The following is an 896-nucleotide window of genomic DNA, read 5'->3' as shown; positions in this document are numbered from 1 at the left end:
GGGCGGGATCGGGGGGAGCTGCGCGTGGGCCGATCCGGTCCGCGGTTACAGCTTCGGGTACGCCACGAGCCGGCTGGCCGGGTTCGACCGGGTGGAGGCGCTGGTGGAGGCCCTGCACGCCGACCTGGCCGACGCCGGCTGACCACGTGCACACACCTGTTAGGAAGGGCCCCTTCCTATACCAAAAGCGATAGGAAGGGGCCCTTCCTTACATCCAGCGGTGGACGTACGCGCCGTCCGGGTCGTACCGCTCGGCCTGCCGTACCGGGTTGAAGCGGCGGTACGGCTTGGTGTCGTTGCCGGTACCGGCCACCCACTGCCAGTTGCCGGAGTTGTTGGCCACGTCCCCGTCGAGCAGCCAACGGGAGAAGACCTCCACTCCGGCCCGCCAGTCCAGTCCGAGGGTCTTCGTGAGGTACGACGCGGTGATCAGCCGGGCCCGGTTGTGCATCCAGCCCTCGGCGCGTAGCTGCCGCATCCCGGCGTCCACGATCGGCATGCCGGTACGCCCCTCGGTCCAGGCGGCCAGCGCGTCGGGGTCGTACCGCCAGTCCTCGGTGGCGTTGCGTCGGTAGGCGGTCCGGGAGATGTCCGGGAAGGCGGCGGTGACCTGGTAGTAGAAGTCCCGCCAGCAGAGCTGCCGGACGAACGGGTTGTCCCGGCCACCGGCACCACCCGCAGCCGCCAGGGCCACGGTCAACGGGGAGAGGCAGCCGAAGCGCAGGTAGGGGCTGAGCCGGGAGGTACCGTCCCCGGCCAGGTCGTCGTGCAGGTCGTCGTAGCGGGGCAGGTCCGGCAACCAGTCCCGGAGGCGTTGCCGGGCGACCGTCTCGCCGCCGACGGCGAGGTGCGGCGATTCGCCGGGCGGCGGGTCGGGCAGTTCACCGGGGTCGGGC

Annotated in this window: 1 protein-coding gene; it reads right to left on the bottom strand. The window is 71.4% G+C overall.

Annotated features, from left to right (window positions below):
- Positions 1–208 precede the first annotated feature (208 nt).
- Positions 209–896, bottom strand: a 688-nt coding sequence (locus GSF22_RS33915; RefSeq protein WP_280117040.1) for an FAD-binding domain-containing protein, incomplete at its 5' end; no start/stop codon positions are given.

It is taken from the genome of Micromonospora echinofusca, from assembly GCF_017614955.1.
Lineage (GTDB): Bacteria > Actinomycetota > Actinomycetes > Mycobacteriales > Micromonosporaceae > Micromonospora > Micromonospora echinofusca_A.
This window is presented reverse-complemented; position numbering and strand designations above follow the sequence as displayed.